The organism is Priestia sp. KCTC 13724 (assembly GCF_056820425.1).
This window is the reverse complement of the sequence record NZ_JBXDLD010000016.1, coordinates 84,835-101,253: the sequence shown is the minus strand read 5'-3', so window position 1 is coordinate 101,253 and position 16,419 is coordinate 84,835. Positions and strand designations below refer to the sequence as shown.

The following is a 16,419-nucleotide window of genomic DNA, read 5'->3' as shown; positions in this document are numbered from 1 at the left end:
AGTTATCAAGAAATCAAACGTGAAGGCAGGTTTATTTTTAAAAAATTCCATAGGGTCTGAGTAGTTACCTTTTTTTTACAATAGGCTTTATGGTAGAAAAGTCGAAATTTGTCAGAAAATTAAACGCGGTAAGTAGGTGTCCTATATGAGTTTATTTTCAGGAACAATTCAGTCATTAGAGCAAGGTCTGAATTATTCAACGCTTAAGCAGCAAACAATTTCTCAAAACATTGCAAATGTAGATACGCCAAACTATAAGGCTAAAGATGTATCTCGGAAGAATCAATTTCAATCAGAGCTTCAATATTCATTGAAAGCATACCGTACGAACGAAAAACATATTGAATTCTCAAAATCATCCGAACAAGCAGCTGTTATTTCAAGAACAAGTCATACATACCAAGAAAACGGCAATGGGGTTGATTTAGATAAAGAAATGACGACAATGGCAGAAAATCAAATTTACTATGAAGCATTAATTGATCGACTTAACGGTAAATTTAATTCTCTACAAACTGTCATTAGAGGAGGTAAGTAGAGGTGTCAATATTTCAAAATCTCAGCATATCTGGGTCAGCTTTAACTGCTAATCGACTACGAATGGATGTTATTTCTTCTAATATGGCGAATGCCGAAACAACACGAAGTGAACTTGTAAATGGAGAATGGCAGCCGTATCGCAGAAAAGTGGTTTCGCTCCAATCAAACGGTGGTCCAAGTTTTTCTTCGTTGCTACAAAATGAAATGAGTAAAGGGTCAGCGGGCGGTGTGAAAGTTAAGTCCATAACAGAAGATCAATCTCCTTTTAAGCTTGTGTATAACCCAACGCATCCTGACGCAAATGAAGATGGGTATGTTCAGCTTCCCAATGTGGATCCATTAAAAGAGATGACAGATTTAATTGGTGCAACAAGATCCTATGAAGCAAATATTACGGTGTTAAACGCAAATAAAAATTTATTATTGAAAGCATTGGAAATAGGAAAGTAAGGTGAAGCAGTATGATTCAAGGGATTCAACATCAAATGCCTGTACTAACTGAGAAAATATCGAACACAGGAACCGTTAAAGAAGCTCACGGTCAATTTTCAACTTTTTTAAAGGAGTCGTTAAACCAAGTAAACAACGCACAAAATGCATCAGATCTAGCCACAGAAAAGTTAGCTCGTGGAGAAAAAATTGATTTACATAATATCATGATTGTATCACAAAAAGCCAGTATTGCGATGCAGACGACAATTGAAATACGTAATAAAGCTGTTGAAGCATATCAAGAAATGATGCGTATGCAAATGTAGTAAACGGTTTTAGCTAAAAAGCGGTTATTTCATCCCTAGATAGAAAACAAGCAATAGCCGGAGGATTGTAATGAATGAAAAACTAGCACTCTATAAAAATCAAATAGGTGCGTTCTGGTCAAAGCGCACTAAGGTTCAAAAAGGTTTGATCATCGGCGGCCCCTTGGCGCTGCTAATTGCCCTTATTGCTATTTCTTTAGTAGCAACCAATGAGAAGTTTGTTCCCCTTTACAGCAATTTATCTGTACAGGAAACAGGTCAAATTAAAGCGGAGCTGGATACAAGAAAAATACCTTCTGAAATCTCAGAAAATGGAACGGTTATTTCAGTACCGGAACAACATGTTGACTCATTAAAGGTCGATCTTGCTGCACAAGGTATACCAGACAGTGGGAGCATTGATTATTCTTTCTTTGGGCAAAATGCTGGATTTGGTATGACGGACAATGAGTTTAACGTTGTTAAATTGGAAGCTATGCAAACCGAAATAGCTAATCTGATGAAAAATATCCAAGGTGTCAATAATGCGAACGTGATGATTACCTTGCCAGAAGAAAGTGTTTGGGTGAAGGATCAGCAAGGAGAAGCTTCAGCATCAATTGTTTTAAATACACAGCCAGGCTACAAATTTGATGAAGGACAAATAAAATCTCTCTATCATTTGGTTTCAAAAAGTGTTCCAAATTTACCTACTGATAATATCGTAATTATGAATCAGAACTTTGAATATTTTGACTTGAAAAGCAGTGACGAAATGTCTAATTCATCTAGTTTTGCTACTCAGCATGGTATTAAAAAGGAAATTGAACGTGATGTTCAGCGCCAAGTTCAACAAATGTTAGGTAGATTAGTTGGACAAGACAAAGTAATGGTTTCAGTTACAGCTGATGTTGACTTTACACAGGAAAATCGAGAAGAAAATTTAGTGGAACCTGTAGATAAAGAAAACATGGAAGGAATCGCAGTAAGCGTGGAGCGAATCAATGAAACGTTTACGGGAAAGAAACCTGAAGATGGTGGGGTTGCAGGGACCGGTGAAGAAGATACAACCAACTATGTAGAAAGTGGAAGTACCGACAGTGGAGACTATGAAAAGGCAGAAGAACGAATCAACAACGAAGTAAATAGAATTCGTAAAGAAATTGTAGAGAGTCCTTATAAAGTTCGTGACTTAGGAATCCAAGTAATGATTGACCCTTCTAATGCAAACGGTGAAGGTGAACTAGCAGAGAATTTAGAGGATGACATTCAGCAAGTTTTAAGCACGATTGTTCGTACGTCAATTTCAAAGGATGAACAAGGTGCTGAGTTAACTGATAATCAGGTTGCAGACAAAATTGTAGTCTCCGTACAGCCATTCCAAGAACAGAAAGTAGCCGCTAATCAACAGCAAAGCGGAATCCCAACATGGCTATATTTTGTAGGTGGTGGCTTATTACTAGTTATTCTTGCACTACTATTCTTATTGTTAAAGCGTAGAAAAGATTCTGAAGAAGAGTTCTATGAATATGAAGAAGAGTATGAAGATTCAGTTGAAACCATTCAAAAGCCTCCTGTCCTAAGTGAAGAGCAGCAGTCAAGAAAACGTCTAGAAGAGCTTGCAGGTGAGCAGCCAGATGAATTCGCAAAGCTATTGCGCACGTGGATTAGTGAGGAGTAGGAGGGAGTATAGTGGCGAAAGTGGTAAGTAAAAGTGAATTAACAGGTAAGCAAAAAGCAGCTATTTTATTAATTTCCCTTGGTCCTGATGCATCCGCTTCCGTCTATAAGCATTTAAGCGAAGACGAAATTGAACAGCTAACGTTTGAGATTTCTTCAATGCGAAAGGTAGAGCCTGCGGTTAAAGAAGCCGTTTTAAAAGAATTTGAGCAAATGACAATTGCTCAGAATTATATTGAAAAAGGCGGCATTACTTATGCGAAAGAAGTGTTGGAAAAAGCTTTAGGTCCTGAACAAGCAATAATGGTTATTAATCGTTTAACTTCATCTTTGCAAGTTCGACCATTCGATTTTGCGCGTAAAGCAGAACCAATGCAGCTTTTAAATTTTATTCAGCATGAGCACCCGCAAACGATTGCTTTGATCTTATCATACTTAGAGCCAGCTCAAGCTGGGCAAATTTTGTCATCTTTACCTCAAGAGCGTCAAGGTGATATTGCGAGAAGAATTGCTACAATGGATAGCACATCTCCAGAAGTCATCAGTGAAGTAGAACAAATTTTAGAAAGAAAGCTTTCGACAACGGTGACGCAAGATTACACCCATACTGGTGGAATCGAGACGGTGGTTGAAGTGTTAAATGGCGTGGATCGTGCAACAGAGAAAATTATTATTGATACTCTAGAAATTCAAGATCCAGAGCTTGCGGAAGAGATTAAACAGCGTATGTTTGTCTTTGAAGATATTGTGACGTTGGATAACCGCTCCATCCAGCGTGTCGTTCGTGAGGTTGAAAACGAAGACTTGCTATTGAGCTTAAAAGTAGCAAGCGAAGAAGTAAAAGATATTATATTCCGCAACATGTCCAAGCGAATGGTAGACACGTTTACAGAAGAAATGGAGTATATGGGACCAGTCCGTTTAAAAGATGTGGAAGAAGCTCAGTCTCGCATTGTGGCGGTTATTCGTAGATTAGAAGATATGGGAGAAGTAGTCATTGCAAGAGGTGGAGGAGACGATATTATTGTCTAGTATCATTAAATCTACCTATGCAAATCACGTACATGATTCAGCCAAAACAATCGAAATCAAGCCATTATTTAGTGGGAGAAATTTGATCAATTCAAATGGTCAGACAGCAAAGAATGAATGCCCTGACAAAATTCTTACTGAAGCAAAAGAAGCGTCTACACGTCTTTATGAAGAAGCTGAAGCAAGACTATTAGAAGCAAGACAGCAAATTGAAGCAGAGCGACAGCAGTGGGAGAATGAAAAAATACAGCTATATGAAGCAGAGAAGAAAAAGGGTTTTAACGCTGGGTATAGTGAAGGTCAACAGGCTGGATATAAGGACTATACATCGCTTATAGAAGAAGCCCGTACGGCTGTTAACGTAGCTAAAAAAGATTATACCGATTACCTTTCTCAAGCTGAAGAGGTTATCTTAGAGCTTGGCTTTACACTTGCTGAGAAAGTCATTGGGCAAAATCTTCAACATAAAAATGAGAAAAGTTTTGTATCACTGGTTAAGCACGCAATAAAGGAAGTTAGAGAGAGCAAAGAGCTTCGAGTCTTTGTGGCACCTTGCCATTATGAAATGGTTTGTGAAAATAAACAGCAATTGTTCGATATATTGAATGGAGAAGCTAGCTTATTCATATACGCAGATGAAAATTTGACAGATGAACATTGCATTATTGAGTCGATGTATGGAAAGCTCGATGCATCGGTTGATAGTCAGTTAACGGAGCTAAAAAAGAAATTGAAACTACGTTTAATGGAGGAAAAGCAAAGTGAAAGTGAAGCAGCTTATTCCTGAGATAGCTCATATTTCTTCGTTTAAACGATATGGGAAAGTTAACCGAGTTATTGGAATGATGATTGAATCACGAGGACCACAAGCTTCCATTGGTGATGTTTGCTATATCCACTTAAAGGATACTTGTGAGCGAATTCAAGCAGAAGTAGTTGGATTTAAAGATGAACATGTCATTTTAATGCCCTATACATCTGTTCGATATATTGGACCTGGTTGCATCGTGGAAACAACTGAAAAACCGCTTCAAGTAAAAGTAGGACCTGAGCTAATTGGTCAAGCACTAGATTCCCTAGGAAATCCACTTGATGGAACTAGCTTACCTAGCTATCTTCCATCAGTGTTAACTGAACAGGAACCTCCTAATCCATTGCAACGCCCACCAATTTCTGAACCAATTGAAGTAGGGGTTCGAGCAATCGACAGTTTGCTTACAGTTGGCAAGGGTCAGCGGATTGGAATCTTTGCAGGAAGTGGAGTTGGGAAAAGTACGCTTATGGGAATGATTGCGAGAAACACGAATGCAGATATCAACGTCATTGCATTAGTAGGGGAACGTGGTCGAGAAGTCCGTGAGTTTATTGAGAGAGACCTTGGTTCGGAAGGTTTGAGAAATTCAATTGTCGTTGTCGCAACTTCTGATCAGCCTCCACTATTACGAATGAAGGCGGCTTATACAGCTACATCTATTGCAGAATACTTTCGAAGTCAAGGGCTTAACGTCATGATGATGATGGATTCAGTTACGCGCGTTGCTATGGCGCAGCGAGAAATTGGTTTAGCAGTGGGAGAACCTCCCACAACCAAAGGATACACACCATCGGTTTTTGCTTCATTACCTCGCCTATTAGAAAGAACAGGTACTACTGAACAAGGCTCTATTACGGCATTTTATACGGTATTAGTTGACGGTGATGATATGAATGAACCGATTGCTGATACGGTTCGAGGAATTGTTGATGGGCATATTGTATTGGATCGGAATTTAGCTAATAAAGGTCAATATCCAGCCATTAATGTGCTCAAAAGTGTTAGCCGCGTTATGAATCATATTGTAGAAGCAAATCATAAAATAAGTGCTGAAAAGCTACGGTTATTACTTTCTACATATATTGAAGCAGAAGACCTTATTAATATCGGAGCTTACAAAAGAGGGTCCTCTGCTGAAATTGATGAAGCAATTTTATATTATCCAGAACTTATTTCATTTTTAAAGCAAAAAACGAGTGAACATCCCACGCTTAAAGATAGCGTAGAGATACTAAAACAGCTCTTTCAGAAAGGTGAACGAACGTGACGTATCAGTTTAAGTTAGCAAAAGTCATGACGGTTAAGCAAGATGAAAAAAATCGTTTATTGGCTCAATATAATGAATCAGTTCAATATTTCGAGCAAGTCGGGCAGAGGCTTTACGATAAGCTCAAGCAGAAAGAAGAAATGCTTGAACTTCAGGCAAAAAAGCTTAAAAGTGGTTTAGCGGTTAGCGAGATTAAATTTTTTCAACAAGCACTTGAAAGCATTGAGGCGACGATTGCCAGGCTCCAGCGAGACGTCATGTTGGCGCGACAGCAGATGAGTATGAAAGAGCTGAAGCTTCAAGAAAAAAATATTGAGTGCAAAAAGTATGAAAAGCTTAAAGACAAAAGCTATACAAGCTACCTAAAAACTCAGGGTGATGCGGAAAGTAAGCAAATGGATGAGATTTCTCTGCAACAGTTTATGCTACACAGAAATTAGGTGAGAAGATGGCTAGAAAAAAGCAAGATGAATATGAAGAAATAGAAGAAAAAAGAAATAGTAAGTGGCAAGTCTTCTTGTTTATTATTTTTATACCCCTGCTGTTTATTATTACAGCTATTTATATTGGTCTAACAATTAGTGGAGTCGATGTTCAAGAGAAAATCTCGTCGGTAACTTCATCTCTTCCTTTAATAGGAGACGATAATGAAAGCTTAAAATCTACTAATCAGCAACAGGCGAATAAAGAGTTAGAAAATCAAATAAAGAGCCTGAATGAAAAGCTTCAAAAGAAAGAAGACAATATTAGAAGTTTAGAAGAAAAAATAACGGCTAAAGAGCGCGAGATTGATGAGTTAAAAATTAAGATTAGAGATTCAGAAGATGAGAAAGATGTTGCTAGTCAAGAACAAGACGGTGGAGACGATAAACAGAAAGACATTGTTTCTACTTATGAAAAGATGAACCCGACGAAAGCAGCTCTCATTTTTACCGAATTAAAAGAAAATGAAGCAATCTTGCTGCTAAAAGCGTTAAAAACGGATGCACGCACGAAAGTCTTAGAAAAGATGGACCCTGCCGTTGCAGCTCGCTATACAAGCTTACTAGCTGAGCCGTTAAGTGAGTAATGGAGGTGAAAGAATGAAGGTAGCTATGCAGCCTATGCTTCCAGTTATGAATGAGAAGCAAAACGTAGATCGTACAGTTAAGAAAGAACATCCTTTTTTATTTCAAGCAATGCTATTCGTAGAGCTGGAAACGACTGATAATCTCAGCACGAACAGTCATTCTATTAGTCAGCCTTTGAACAATCAAATGATGAACGTAGATGATAACGAAGATTTGGCTGAATTTTTGGCGCTTCTTGAGCTTCATTTAGAAGAAGGGAATGTTGAAAAGATAGAAAATGAAGAGCAAAGTATTTTGTTTAAGCCTTTTGTTGATCTTATTCAACAGCTCCCTACAAGCGGAGTAAAAGAATCTAAGCTGAAGCAATTGCTTTCCAATGCTACGAATTTGCAGGCGTACTTAGCGGATGTCACATTGTCAGGAAGTGCAAAAAATTTCGTTAAGGAATTTCAACAGTTTTTTCAAACCTTGCGAGAGCTTGTTCCATTGGAATCCAGTCAACTAAAAGCATTGCAAGAAAAGCTGCAGCAGCCTGAGATACAATCTGTTCAGTTTTCTCGTAAAGAAATGAAACAGCTTATTGAACTGATTACACAAAAAATTGCTTCAGCAAGTGATAATCACTCACTGCCAACTAGACAATTAATAAGCATGGAAACGGATGAGTTAGGTAAGCAAAAAATTCCTGTTGATAAAGCGACGTTTGTACCGGGTGAAATGAGTAAGTTGCAGCAGCTATCGTTTCATGTAAATACGAATTTGCCCAAAGATATGCAGGCATCACAGGTGATGAAGCAGGTACAAGAGCTATTAGTGAAAGCTTCTTTTCAGCATAATGCGTCTCAAACGAAGCTAGTTTTAAAGCTCTTCCCTGAAAGGCTAGGATCCATTCAAATTGAACTAGTGCAGCGAAACCATGAGACTGTCGCTCGTATTATCGCATCATCTGCTCAGACAAAAGATCTCTTAGATACTCAGCTAGGGTCTTTGAAACAAACGCTTATTAGTCAGCAGGTGCAAGTAGATAAAATTGACGTTTTTCACACAGCAGAACAATGGATGACTAATGGCGAAGAACATCAAGAACAAAAGCAGCAAGAAAAACGAGTTGAAGAAAAAGACGAAAAAGCCGAAACTAATCAAATCTTTTCTCACTCATTAGAAGAAGCGTTAATTAACTACAATGTGTAGGTGATGTATATGACAAATAAGGTTCAGTCTGATTTGTATTTGGCAAATCAGCCCGTGCAGCAAAAGCAAACAGGAACAAGCTCGCTTGGAAAAGATGACTTCTTAAAGATTTTAATTACTCAATTACAAAATCAAGATCCAACTAGTCCTATGGAAGATAAGGAGTTTATTTCTCAAATGGCTCAGTTTTCAACACTAGAACAAATGACAAATATGAGTACATCGATGGAGAAATTTTTACAAGTAGTTCAAAGTGAATCTCCAATTCTAAAAGGTAGCGAGCTTATTGGTAAGACGGTTTCTTGGGTAGATGAAACCAATAAAGAAAGCGAAGCTGTTGTGAAAGCCACTTCTGTAAAGGACGGCAAGCTTACTTTTATGTTAGATGATGAGTCTCATACAACTTTAACTCTTGACGATATTTTGTCTGTCACTCGTTGAACACTATAAATAAGGGGGAAGTTACATGTTACGTTCAATGTATTCTGGAATTAGTGGAATGAAAAATTTTCAAACCAAGCTAGACGTAATCGGTAATAATATTTCAAATGTTAATACGTACGGATTTAAGAAAGGGCGTACAACGTTTAAAGACTTAGTTAGTCAGCAAATAGCAGGAGCGAGTGCACCGGGAGCGGATCGAGGCGGAGTGAATCCAAAGCAGGTAGGGCTTGGGTCTCAAATTGGAACAATTGATACGATACATACTTCTGGAAGCATTCAGCCAACAGGTCGCCCACTTGATCTAGCTATTTCAGGAGAAGGATTCTTTACTGTAGCTAATGGGGCAGATGGCCAAACAATTGATAGACCACTGTATACACGAGCAGGTAATTTTTATTTAGATGAAGGTGGAAACATCGTAACAGCTGAAGGCCTTTACCTTATTGGTTCTGTTTATGACGTTAATGGAAATGAAACGGAGTTTATAGGGACAATAAATATTCCAGATACAGCTAAAAGTTTTAGCATTGGTCAAGATGGAGTCGTAAATTATGTTGATTCAGACGGTGCTTTACAAATAGCGGGTAGAGTTCGATTAGCAAAATTCTCAAACAATGATGGCCTTGAAAAGGTAGGAGGTAATCTCTTTGCTGAAACAGCCAATTCAGGTAGCGCAAAAGTTGATGGTACAGAATTTTTTGATTTAAGTGAACCGGGAGTAAACGGAACAGGAACGCTTGTATCGAGTGCTTTAGAGATGTCTAATGTTGACTTATCGGAAGAATTTACGGAAATGATTGTATCTCAGCGTGGTTTCCAAGCGAATACTCGAATCATTACAACTTCTGATGAAATCTTACAAGAACTTGTCAACTTAAAACGATAAACTGATAGCCTAGGAGGAAAGAAGCTGAGCTGATCAGCTTGGCTTTTTATCAATTATGGTGACTTTAACAAGGTTAAATGGAAAGCAATTTACGCTAAATGCAATTTACATAGAGCAAGTGGAATCGTTTCCTGACACAACTATTACATTAACCAACAATAAAAAGTTGGTTGTAAAAGAGTCGATTGCTGAAGTGAATGAAAAGGTATGCGCTTATTATCAATCGATTAATGTGTTAGGACTTCGGCGCGATATGGAGGAATAAGCTGTGTTTAAAAATAAGTTAGTTGGCACTATGATCATTATTTTATTGTCTTTAACATTGATTGGGAGTGTTGGGGTCATTGTCACGCTAAAGTTAGCAAGCGAGCCGGCGGCTGAAGCTGCGCCTTCCATTGATGAAGTAATTGATTCATCTGTTGACATTGCTGATATTAAAACAAATTTAAAAAGCAATAATTATATTAGCCTATCATTTAAAATTCAAATGGATAGCAAAAAAGCAGCTGAAGAACTACAGAAAAGAGAGTTTCAAGTAAAAGACATTATTATTAAAGAACTATCGGAGATGACAGCTGAAGATTTCGAGGGAAAAAAAGGTTTAGAAGCGCTTGAAGAGCGAATTTCAAAACAGATCGATAGCTCGATTGAGACTGGGCATGTGGTGAAGATTTATACGACCTCCAAGGTTCTACAATAATGGAAAAATGGCAGGTAGGAGGTGAGGTTTTTGGCCGGTGATGTATTGTCTCAAAACGAGATTGACGCACTGTTGTCTGCGCTGTCGACAGGAGAGATGGATGCGCAGCAGTTAAAAGATGAAAACACGAAAAATCGCGTCAGGTCCTATGATTTTAAAAGAGCCCTACGGTTTTCAAAAGATCAAATTAGAAGTTTAACAAGGATCTATGAGAACTATGCGAGATTATTAACAACATTACTTTCAGCTCAACTGCGAACAATCACACAGGTTTCAGTTGTATCAGCAGATCAAATTCCTTATGAAGAGTTTGTTCGCTCGGTTCCGAGCATGACGGTCTTAAATGTCATGTCAGTCGAACCTCTGGATGGCAGAGTAATTATGGAAGTAAATCCGAATATTGCATACGCGATGCTAGACCGTATTTTAGGTGGCAAAGGAGAAGCAGGAAATAAAAAAATAGATAATTTAACAGAGATTGAAACAAAACTACTTCGTAATTTGTTAGATAAAACGCTGGATATTATGGAAGAGGCCTGGAGTTCAGTTGCTGTGATTAATCCAGAAATGGAAGAACTTGAAGTTAATCCACAATTTTTACAAGTTATATCACCAAATGAGATTGTTGTAGTCATTTCGCTGAGCGTACAAATTGGTGAAGAAACAGGCATGATTAACTTATGTATCCCACATGTTACGCTGGAGCCTATTATTTCAAAGCTATCAGTGCATTATTGGATGCAATCATCTAAAAAAGAGCCAAATGAATTAGAGGTTGAGCAGATTCGAACACAAGTTCAAGGTGCAACCGTTCCTGTTGTTGCGATGCTAGGACAGACTGATATATCCATTGAGGATTTCCTTTCTTTAGATAAGGGAGATATCATTCGCTTGGACCGAGGTGTTAATCAACCTCTCATCGTTCAAGTTGGAGGTGTACCGAAATTTAGTGCGCAGCCAGGACAATTAAAAAGGAAATTGGCGATTCAAATTTTAGATCAGTTTAAGGGGGGAACGTCGTTATGACAGGAGATATGCTTTCTCAAGATGAAATCGATGCATTGCTAAAAGGAACGTCTTCATTAGACCCTATGCCTTCAGATAGCAACCTAGAAGAAAGTGAAATTAGTAAACACTTTACAGAGATGGAACGCGATGCGCTTGGTGAAATTGGCAATATTTCATTTGGTAGCTCTGCTACTGCATTGTCAACCTTATTAAATCAAAAAGTTGACATTACAACGCCTTATGTTTCGTTGATTCATAAAGAAGAGCTGAAAGAAGAATTTCCCAATCCGCATGTTGCGGTAGAAGTTCATTATACAGAAGGAATTTCAGGTCGAAACTTACTTGTTATTAAACAAAGTGATGCAGCTATTATCTCTGATTTAATGCTTGGTGGAGACGGTGAAAATCCAGGAGAATTACTAGATGAAATTAAACAAAGTGCCGTTCAAGAAGCGATGAACCAAATGATGGGTTCAGCAGCGACATCTATGTCTACGATTTTTCAAAAGAAAGTAGATATTTCGCCACCAAGCCTTGATATTTTAGATCTTCCAGAAGGAGAAGGCACGAACTTATTAGAAGGGGACGATGTGCTAGTTAAAGTTTCATTCAATCTAAAAGTTGGCACGCTAATCGATTCTAATATTATGCAATTGTTATCTCTTCCTTTTGCAAAAGGGTTAGTAAATGAATTGCTGAATCCAGTTGCGACCGCAGAAGAAGAGAGTGAACTTGTTCAAGAAATACCATCTCAACAACCTTTGCAAAATCAAGTGAGTGAATCACTGCAACAAGAACCAGTTATGCCTGAAGCTCCTGTTAATGTTCAACCTGTTGCTTTTTCATCTTTTGATGGAAATGAAATACCATCACAGTCCGAAACAAATAATTTAGACATGTTGTTAGATATACCACTTCAAGTAACTGTAGAGTTAGGGCGTACAAAACGAACTGTTAAAGAAATTTTAGAGATGTCATCGGGATCAATAATTGAGTTAGATAAACTTGCTGGTGAGCCGGTCGATATTTTGATTAACAGCAAGCTAATCGCTAAAGGTGAAGTAGTGGTAATTGATGAAAACTTTGGCGTTCGCGTGACGGATATAGTTAGTCAACGTGATCGTATTAATAAATTAAAGTAACTTTATATAGGGGGAAAATAAAATGAGTAAACGAGTATTAATTGTAGACGATGCGGCATTTATGCGCATGATGATTAAGGATATTCTTGTGAAAAATGGATATGAAGTTGTGGGGGAAGCTGCTGATGGAATGCAAGCTATCGATCTTTATAAAGAGCATCAGCCAGACCTCGTAACAATGGATATTACAATGCCGGAAATGGATGGTATTACGGCTTTAAAAGAGATTAAGCAACTGAATCCAGCTGCGAAAGTAATTATGTGTTCAGCAATGGGACAACAAGCAATGGTTATCGATGCAATTCAAGCTGGTGCAAAGGACTTTATTGTGAAGCCATTTCAAGCAGACCGTGTGCTTGAAGCCATTTCAAAAGCTGTAGGATAAAGAAAAAAGTGGAGCAGCTGCTCTGCTCCACTTTGTATTATGAAAAGGTAAGAGGTGGCAAACGTTGCTGCGATATATCGTATTTATTTTAGCTATCGCTGGAAGTCTGTTGTTTCAAAATAGTATAAGCGTGCAAGCGGCAGAAACATCGGATTCAGTGAAAGAATGTATAGAAAATCCAAGCGCTTGTGAAAAAGAGTTGGACCCTAACGCAGTTGGTGATAGTGATACCAATCAAGGTGCGACTATTTCCGCTGGTGAAGTGGTGAAAATGTTAGTTGCTTTTGCATTTGTTATTGGCTTATTGCTAGTTGTCTTAAAATTTGTGAAGTCAAAAGGAAATGTATTAAAGCAAAATCAACTGGTGGAAAATTTAGGTGGAACTAACCTTGGGAATAGTAAATCGGTTCAAGTTGTTAAGGTCGGTGAGCAGCTGTTCGTTGTAGGTGTAGGAGAAAATATTGAGCTGCTTTCAGAAGTAGTTGGAGAAGACAAGGAGCAGCTGTTAAAGAAGTACGAAGATCAACGCAGTGATGGTGAATATAAAGTGGTTCTTCCATCACTATTTGAACGAAAAGAAAAGGAAGCTATTTCAGTTGAAAGTATGAAATCTTTTACACAATCGTTAAATCAGATGATGAAAAAGCGGAAAACCAAGTTGGAAGAATTAGAAAGGAACCGTAAGCAACATGAATGAAGTGATGGAGATTTTTAATGCTAGTGATGCTGAAAATGTATCAACCTCAATCCAATTATTGCTGCTTTTAACGGTTCTATCAATTGCTCCAGGTATTTTAATTTTAATGACATGCTTTACTCGAATTGTTATTGTTCTTTCGTTTGTTCGAACGTCATTAGGCACTCAGCAAATGCCTCCCAATCAAGTACTGTTAGGACTCGCTTTATTCATAACATTCTTTGTTATGGCACCGACGTTTTCACAGGTGAATAAAGAAGCTTTGCAGCCTTTATTTAATGAAGAAATTAATTTAACAGAAGCGTACGATCGAGCATCTCTTCCTATGAAAGAGTTTATGAGTGCTCATACAAGGCAGAAAGACTTAGCGTTATTTTTAGAATATGCAGAGATGGATAAACCAAGTTCAGTAGAAGAAATTCCATTAACGGCATTGGTTCCTGCATTTGCAATTAGCGAATTAAAAACAGCCTTTCAAATCGGCTTTATGGTCTTTGTTCCGTTTCTTGTCATTGATATGATTATTTCCAGCGTATTAATGTCGATGGGGATGATGATGTTGCCGCCAGTGATGATTTCTCTGCCGTTTAAAATTTTGCTTTTTGTCTTAGTAGACGGTTGGAATTTAGTCGTTAAATCATTATTAATAAGTTTTCAATAGGTGAAAAACATGAATGGAGAATTTGTCATTTCGTTAGCAGAAAAAGGCGTATATACAATCTTAATTGTGTGTGGTCCACTTTTGCTATTAGCACTCGTTGTCGGTTTGCTTGTCAGTATTTTTCAAGCGACAACTCAGATTCAAGAACAAACCTTGGCCTTTGTGCCAAAAATTGTAGCGGTACTTGTAGGAATTGTATTTTTTGGGCCATGGATGTTATCTAAGATGGTGTCATTTACGTATAATATCTTTTCAAACCTACATAGGTATATCGGATAAAGATGGTGGAGCTAATCAGTGTTTATCCGGCATTTCTCTTAATTTTAGTACGATTGTCCGCTTTCTTTATTACGGTACCGCTTTTTTCATATCGTACAGTTCCAACTTTTCACAAAGTAGGGCTAGCAGCAGCTTTATCACTTGTTGTAGTCACAACACTAGATTTTCCAATTATTCCACTTGATGATCGCTTTTTGCTTCTTGTCATTAAGGAGTGTCTCGTTGGAATTTCGATGGGGTTAATTGCATATATCGTAATCATGGCAATTCAAATTGCTGGTGGGTTAATTGATTTTCAAATGGGTTTTGCTATCGCTAACGTGATGGATCCGCAAACGGGTGCTCAAAGTCCAATTACCGGTCAGTACCTTTATATTTTTGCCCTGCTCTTTTTATTATCGACCAATGGTCATCATTTGTTAATAGATGGAGTTTATCATAGTTATGAAGTATTAAAGATTAACGAGCTTTCATTTTCAGTTGGAACCGAACTGTTTGTGACGACAATTATTAAAACATTTAGCATGATGTTCCTATTAGCGGTTCAAATGTCGCTCCCGGTTGTTGGGGCGTTATTTCTTGTTGATATAGCACTAGGAATCGTCGCAAGAACGGTACCTCAGCTTAATATTTTTGTAGTAGGATTTCCGCTCAAAATCATCGTGGCGTTTATTTTTCTAATCGTGGTTATGGGAAGTATGTTTTATATGATGCAGCTAATCTTTGAATACATGCTAGAGGCGATGCGAACGATGGTTCATTTACTAGGAGGAGTATAAAAATGTTTCTCGTTCGGTTAGATTTGCAGTTTTTTGCGGGAGAAAAAACGGAAAAGGCAACGCCTAAAAAGAGGCAAGACTCTAGAAAAAAAGGACAAGTAGCAAAAAGTCAAGACGTCACGACAGCCATTATGCTACTTCTTGTTTTTCTCTATTTTATATTCGGAGCTCGGCATACGCTTGAAAAGATGATGCTCATTATAAAGGAATCTTTTCAGACATATATGCTAACGGAAGTTACGGAAGAAAGTGTGTTTATTTTGCTACGAGACCTTCTTCCTGAAATTGCATATGCACTCGGACCTATTATGCTCGTTGCCTTGGTAGGTGCGCTTGCAGCTAATTATATGCAGGTGGGTGTCCTCTTTTCAGCTGAACCCCTTCAGCAAAAATTGGAGAAGGTTGATCCAATTAAAGGGGCTAAAAGAATTTTTTCAATGAGAGCCATTGTAGAACTATTGAAATCAACGTTAAAGATCGTCTTAATTGGTGCCGTTACGTTTGCTGTATTATGGATTAACATTGATGAGGTTCTCATTTTATCTCATCGGAGCATCGGAGACAGTCTGGTATCGCTAGCAAAACTAGTGTTGCAAATGGGCCTTGCAGCCTCTTGTGTTCTACTTTTATTATCTGTTCTTGACTACATGTACCAAAAGTTTGATTTTGAAAAAAACATTCGGATGTCAAAGCAAGATATTAAAGAAGAAAATAAAAATGTTGAAGGAGATCCACTCATCAAATCTAAAATTAAGCAGAAACAACGTGAGATGGCGATGTCTAGAATGATGCAAGAAGTGCCGAAAGCGGATGTTGTCATTACGAATCCAACTCATTATGCAATTGCTTTAAAATATGATGAAGATAAAATGGATGCTCCATACGTGGTGGCAAGCGGAGTAGATTTTGTAGCTCAAAAGATAAAAGCCGTTGCAAAAAGCCATGAAATCATTATGGTAGAAAACCGACCTTTAGCAAGAGGGTTATATGAACAAACGAAAGTTGGCGATGTGGTGCCCGAGGAGTTTTTTAAAGCGATAGCTGAGATTTTAGCGTATGTGTATCGCATTCAAAAAAAGGTATAAGTATTGAAGATTATAAGAAATA

General features: G+C 38.0%; 22 protein-coding genes. All 22 read left to right on the top strand.

The features are described 5' to 3' along the window. The first annotated feature begins 145 nt into the window (after positions 1-145). Positions 146-538 (top strand): flagellar basal body rod protein FlgB, encoded by a 393-nt coding sequence (gene flgB, locus AC1UFB_RS02085; protein ID WP_025908992.1) that lies wholly within the window; start codon positions 146-148, stop codon positions 536-538. A 2-nt stretch (positions 539-540) separates the two neighbouring features. Then, complete coding sequence (gene flgC / locus AC1UFB_RS02080; protein ID WP_025908991.1) at positions 541-990, top strand: flagellar basal body rod protein FlgC; 450 nt, start codon at positions 541-543, stop codon at positions 988-990. An 11-nt stretch (positions 991-1,001) separates the two neighbouring features. Then, positions 1,002-1,298 carry a flagellar hook-basal body complex protein FliE gene (fliE, locus tag AC1UFB_RS02075; RefSeq protein ID WP_482588418.1) on the top strand — a complete coding sequence of 99 codons (297 nt, stop codon included), beginning with the start codon at positions 1,002-1,004 and terminating at the stop codon, positions 1,296-1,298. Positions 1,299-1,368: 70 nt separating this feature from the next. Next, the gene (gene fliF / locus AC1UFB_RS02070; RefSeq protein WP_025908989.1) at positions 1,369-2,958 is read left to right on the top strand and encodes a flagellar basal-body MS-ring/collar protein FliF; all 1,590 of its coding nucleotides are present in this window, start codon (positions 1,369-1,371) and stop codon (positions 2,956-2,958) included. Positions 2,959-2,978: 20 nt separating this feature from the next. Next, a complete protein-coding gene (fliG, locus tag AC1UFB_RS02065) occupies positions 2,979-3,989 on the top strand; it encodes a flagellar motor switch protein FliG (protein WP_373688722.1) in 1,011 nt (336 codons plus the stop codon). Next, positions 3,982-4,776, top strand: coding sequence for a flagellar assembly protein FliH (fliH, locus tag AC1UFB_RS02060; RefSeq protein WP_076512235.1), 795 nt, complete (start codon positions 3,982-3,984; stop codon positions 4,774-4,776). Before fliG ends, fliH begins: the two co-directional genes overlap by 8 nt. Continuing rightward, positions 4,751-6,070, top strand: coding sequence for a flagellar protein export ATPase FliI (fliI, locus tag AC1UFB_RS02055; protein ID WP_025908986.1), 1,320 nt, complete (start codon positions 4,751-4,753; stop codon positions 6,068-6,070). Before fliH ends, fliI begins: the two co-directional genes overlap by 26 nt. Next, the gene (gene fliJ, locus AC1UFB_RS02050) at positions 6,067-6,510 is read left to right on the top strand and encodes a flagellar export protein FliJ (RefSeq protein ID WP_025908985.1); all 444 of its coding nucleotides are present in this window, start codon (positions 6,067-6,069) and stop codon (positions 6,508-6,510) included. The genes fliI and fliJ overlap by 4 nt, the downstream gene beginning before the upstream one ends. Before the next feature lie 8 nt (positions 6,511-6,518). Beyond that, a complete protein-coding gene (locus tag AC1UFB_RS02045) occupies positions 6,519-7,139 on the top strand; it encodes a MotE family protein (protein WP_025908984.1) in 621 nt (206 codons plus the stop codon). A 13-nt stretch (positions 7,140-7,152) separates the two neighbouring features. Then, a complete protein-coding gene (locus AC1UFB_RS02040) occupies positions 7,153-8,331 on the top strand; it encodes a flagellar hook-length control protein FliK (RefSeq protein WP_482588415.1) in 1,179 nt (392 codons plus the stop codon). A gap of 9 nt (positions 8,332-8,340) precedes the next feature. Beyond that, positions 8,341-8,772, top strand: coding sequence for a flagellar hook assembly protein FlgD (gene flgD, locus AC1UFB_RS02035; RefSeq protein WP_025908982.1), 432 nt, complete (start codon positions 8,341-8,343; stop codon positions 8,770-8,772). A gap of 25 nt (positions 8,773-8,797) precedes the next feature. Continuing rightward, the gene (gene flgG / locus AC1UFB_RS02030) at positions 8,798-9,661 is read left to right on the top strand and encodes a flagellar basal body rod protein FlgG (protein ID WP_100346922.1); all 864 of its coding nucleotides are present in this window, start codon (positions 8,798-8,800) and stop codon (positions 9,659-9,661) included. A 55-nt stretch (positions 9,662-9,716) separates the two neighbouring features. After that, complete coding sequence (locus AC1UFB_RS02025) at positions 9,717-9,926, top strand: flagellar FlbD family protein (RefSeq protein WP_025908980.1); 210 nt, start codon at positions 9,717-9,719, stop codon at positions 9,924-9,926. A gap of 3 nt (positions 9,927-9,929) precedes the next feature. Then, positions 9,930-10,361 carry a flagellar basal body-associated protein FliL gene (gene fliL / locus AC1UFB_RS02020; protein ID WP_025908979.1) on the top strand — a complete coding sequence of 144 codons (432 nt, stop codon included), beginning with the start codon at positions 9,930-9,932 and terminating at the stop codon, positions 10,359-10,361. A gap of 30 nt (positions 10,362-10,391) precedes the next feature. Then, a complete protein-coding gene (gene fliM / locus AC1UFB_RS02015; protein ID WP_076512238.1) occupies positions 10,392-11,387 on the top strand; it encodes a flagellar motor switch protein FliM in 996 nt (331 codons plus the stop codon). Continuing rightward, positions 11,384-12,511 carry a flagellar motor switch phosphatase FliY gene (gene fliY, locus AC1UFB_RS02010; RefSeq protein ID WP_138116686.1) on the top strand — a complete coding sequence of 376 codons (1,128 nt, stop codon included), beginning with the start codon at positions 11,384-11,386 and terminating at the stop codon, positions 12,509-12,511. Before fliM ends, fliY begins: the two co-directional genes overlap by 4 nt. Positions 12,512-12,533: 22 nt before the next feature. Next, positions 12,534-12,896, top strand: coding sequence for a response regulator (locus AC1UFB_RS02005; RefSeq protein ID WP_025908976.1), 363 nt, complete (start codon positions 12,534-12,536; stop codon positions 12,894-12,896). Positions 12,897-12,960: 64 nt separating this feature from the next. Then, entirely contained in the window at positions 12,961-13,593 is a 633-nt protein-coding gene (locus AC1UFB_RS02000) for a flagellar biosynthetic protein FliO (protein ID WP_025908975.1), read from the top strand. Continuing rightward, positions 13,586-14,254: a flagellar type III secretion system pore protein FliP gene (gene fliP / locus AC1UFB_RS01995; RefSeq protein ID WP_328100907.1), complete on the top strand. Its 669-nt coding sequence runs from the start codon at positions 13,586-13,588 to the stop codon at positions 14,252-14,254. Before AC1UFB_RS02000 ends, fliP begins: the two co-directional genes overlap by 8 nt. A gap of 9 nt (positions 14,255-14,263) precedes the next feature. Continuing rightward, entirely contained in the window at positions 14,264-14,533 is a 270-nt protein-coding gene (fliQ, locus tag AC1UFB_RS01990) for a flagellar biosynthesis protein FliQ (RefSeq protein WP_025908973.1), read from the top strand. A 2-nt stretch (positions 14,534-14,535) separates the two neighbouring features. Continuing rightward, positions 14,536-15,312, top strand: coding sequence for a flagellar biosynthetic protein FliR (gene fliR, locus AC1UFB_RS01985; protein ID WP_061784576.1), 777 nt, complete (start codon positions 14,536-14,538; stop codon positions 15,310-15,312). Positions 15,313-15,314: 2 nt separating this feature from the next. Further along, entirely contained in the window at positions 15,315-16,397 is a 1,083-nt protein-coding gene (gene flhB, locus AC1UFB_RS01980; protein ID WP_100346923.1) for a flagellar biosynthesis protein FlhB, read from the top strand. The last annotated feature ends 22 nt before the right edge of the window (positions 16,398-16,419 follow it).